This window comes from Inquilinus sp. (assembly GCF_057815775.1).
In genome coordinates, this window is the sequence record NZ_JBYRFX010000599.1 from 1 (window position 1) to 3,065 (window position 3,065).

The window sequence follows — 3,065 nt, forward strand, 5'->3', positions numbered from 1 at the left end:
TGCATTGGATGACGCGGCCCGACGACGTGATATCAGGCGTCCGCCGCGCGCTGAAGCCGGGCGGCCGGTTCGTCGGCGAATTCGGCGGCCACGGCAACGTCGCGGCGATCGTGACGGCGTTGGTGGCGGTGCTGAAGGCGCGTGGCATCGATGGCGCGGCGCGCGTGCCCTGGTTCTTCCCGACCCCGGCGGAGTACACGGCGAAACTGGAGGCGCAGGGTTTCACCATCGAGACCGCCGGCCTGGTGCCGCGCCCTCGATGCCGCCCAGCATCGGGTTGGCGAAGGTGTCGAGCCAGCCGCGCATGCCGGTCGGCAGCGGCGTCGGCCGCGGCACCAGGCCGGCGGTCTCGACGGTGAAGCCCTGCGCCTCCAGCTTCGCCGTGTACTCCGCCGGGGACGGGAAGAACCAGGGCACGCGCACTGCGCCGTCGATGCCCCGCGCCTTCAGCACTGCCACCAGGGCGGTGACGATGGCCGCGACATTGCCGTGGCCGCCGAATTCGCCGACGAAGCGTCCGCCGGGCTTCAGCGCGCGGCGGACGCCTGATATCACGTCGTCGGGCCGCGTCATCCAATGCAGCGCCGCGTTGCTGAAGACCGCGTCGAACTCGGCGTCGAAGGCCAGGGCCTGGCCGTCGACGACCCGGGCGTCCAGGCCCAGGGCGCGGGCGGCGGCCACCAGCTCGGCCGAGCTGTCGGCACCGACCACGCTGGCGCCGGCGGCGGCCAGCTTCACCGTCAGGGCGCCGTCGCCGCAGCCGAGATCGAGGATGCGTTCGCCCGGCTGCGGGTCCAGCAGCTCGAACACCGGCTGGCCGAGATCGGCGACGAAGCGGGCGTTGCGGGCATAGCCCTCGGCGCTCCAGGACTGCGCTTCCCTGATGGTGCTCATGGCGTTTCCCTTTCTTGATCTGCCCGCATCATCGGGGCCGGCGCGCCCGGGAACCAATGCTGCGACGGTGTATCGGCCCGGACGGCGCAATCGGCGATGGCGATCAGGCCACCAGCCGCCACAGCCCCAGGGTGACCGCCAGACCGGTCAGCGACACGATGGTCTGCAGCACCGACCACGCCATGATGGTCTGGCGCAGGTTGAGGCCGAGATATTCGCGCACCATCCAGAAGCCGGCGTCGTTGACGTGGCAGAAGAACACCGAGCCGGCGCCGATCGCCAACGCCAGCAGCGACCCCTGGCTGGTGCCCAGCCCGACGGCCAGCGGTGCGACGATGCCGGCCGTGGCTGTCGTGGCCACGGTGGCGGAGCCGGTGGCCTGGCGCAGCGCCACGGCGATCAGCCAGGCCAGCAGGATCAGCGGCATCTGCGTGCCGGCGCCGATCTTGGTGATGGTGTCGCTGATGCCGGCGTCCAGCAGCACCTGCTTCAGCCCGCCGCCGGCGCCGATGGTCAGCAGCAGGCCGGCGATCGGCGGCAGCGCCTTGCGCAGCGTGGCGCCGACCGCGTCGCGCCCCTGGCCGCGGGCCCAGCCGAGCACGACGATGGCGACCAGCACCGTGACGGTCAGGGCCACGATCGGCTCGCCGAAGAAATCCAGCAGGTCGTACAGCGCGGTGTCGCGGGGCAGGGCGATGCGAGCGACCGTCCGCCCCAGCATCAGCACCACCGGCAGCAGGATGGTCAGCAGCGACACGCCGAAGCCCGGCTGGCTCCCGGCCGGCTGGCGCGACTGGAACAGGCTGTCCATCTGCTCCGGCACGCCGATCGGCATGCGCCGGGCCAGCCAGCCGCCATACAGCGGCCCGGCCAGGATCACGGCCGGGATCGCGGCGATCAGCCCGAACACCATGGTGACGCCGAGATCGGCGTGCAGCGCGGTGACGGCGATCAGCGGCCCCGGATGCGGCGGCAGCAGGGCGTGCATCGCGGTCAAGCCGGCCAGGGCGGGAATCGCGATCCGCAGGATCGGCTGTTCGGACCGGCGGGCCATGACGAAGATGATCGGCACCATCATCACCAGCCCGACCTCGAAGAACAGGGGCAGGCCGATGATGATCGCCACCAGCGCCATCATCCAGGGCAGGCCTGACCGGCTCGACCGGCGCAGCAGCGTGTCGACGATCCGGTCGGCCGCGCCCGACCCGGCCATCAGCGCGCCCAGCATGGCGCCGAGCGCGATGATCATGCCGGTCTCGCCCAGCAGGCTGCCGGCGCCCTTGCTGAAGGCGGCGCCGACCTTGTCCAGCGGCAGGCCGATGCCCAGCCCGGCGACGAAGCTGCCGATCAGGATGGACAGGAACGGGATGATCTTCAGCGCGCTGATCAGCACCACGATCGCCGCCAGGGCGACCAGGCAGAACAGCATGATCCGCGTGTCCTGCCCCGACCAGGCGGCCAGGGCGGTTGCCGAAGATCCCGTCATTCGCAGCACATCCCTCGGGTTCGCCGGGCCATCGGCCCATCCATCGTCTGCTAGACCCGTGGCACCGGCGCGGCAAGAGGGGCGGCGGCGATCATGCCGATTTTCTACAAGACCGCTGCAACCCGGGCTTTATGATCGGGGCGATGGACACGGTGACGCAGGAACAGGCGGTGGGGGGCGAGCCGCTCGGGCAGCGCGAGCGGGCGCGGTTCTTCACAGCCGCGGATTTCGACGGGCTGGACTGCCTGGAGGCGACGTTCCGCACCCATCGCTACGCCCTGCACACGCACGAGACCTATGTCGTCGGCGGCATCTTCGCCGGCTGCGAGACCTGGTTCGCCCGCGGGGCCCAGCATTATGGCGGCCCCGGCGACCTGACCCTGGTCAACCCGGAGGACGTGCATGACGGGGCGCCGCATGGCGGCGGCTACCGCTACCGCATGACCTATCCTTCGGTGGCGCTGATGCGCCGCCTGGCGTCGGAGATCACGGGCCGGCCGGTGATCGGCACGCCGTTCTTCCGCGAGCCGGTGGTGCACGACCCCGGGACGCTGGTCCTGTTCGCCGCCGCCTTCGCCGCGATGACCGAGGGCGGCGACCCGCTGGCGGCGGAGGAACTGCTGCTGCGCGCCTATGGCCGCTGCCTGATCCGCCATGCCGACCTGTCGCCGGCGAAGGCCTTGCC

4 protein-coding genes are annotated in these 3,065 nt (G+C 71.4%); 1 reads left to right on the plus strand and 3 read right to left on the minus strand.

The genetic code is table 11. The annotated features are described in order from the left end of the window. The 3 genes from AC3XYG_RS21000 to AC3XYG_RS21010 all read right to left on the minus strand — a co-directional run. On the minus strand, positions 1–229 hold a 229-nt coding region (locus AC3XYG_RS21000; RefSeq protein ID WP_489141817.1), incomplete at its 3' end, for a hypothetical protein. Further along, positions 223–894, minus strand: a complete 672-nt coding sequence (locus tag AC3XYG_RS21005; protein WP_489141818.1) for a class I SAM-dependent methyltransferase — start codon at positions 892–894, stop codon at positions 223–225. The genes AC3XYG_RS21000 and AC3XYG_RS21005, both read right to left, overlap by 7 nt. Before the next feature lie 103 nt (positions 895–997). Continuing rightward, positions 998–2,380 (minus strand): GntT/GntP/DsdX family permease, encoded by a 1,383-nt coding sequence (locus AC3XYG_RS21010; protein WP_489141819.1) that lies wholly within the window; start codon positions 2,378–2,380, stop codon positions 998–1,000. A gap of 143 nt (positions 2,381–2,523) precedes the next feature. Here AC3XYG_RS21010 and AC3XYG_RS21015 point away from each other — a divergent pair. Then, the coding region (locus AC3XYG_RS21015) for an AraC family ligand binding domain-containing protein (protein ID WP_489141820.1) at positions 2,524–3,065 on the plus strand (542 nt) is incomplete at its 3' end.

Bases quoted from the DNA above. Each gene is read 5' to 3' on its own strand.
- AC3XYG_RS21005 (WP_489141818.1), bottom strand. From the start codon at position 894: ATGAGCACCATCAGGGAAGCGCAGTCCTGGAGCGCCGAGGGCTATGCC.
- AC3XYG_RS21010 (WP_489141819.1), bottom strand. From the start codon at position 2,380: ATGACGGGATCTTCGGCAACCGCCCTGGCCGCCTGGTCGGGGCAGGAC.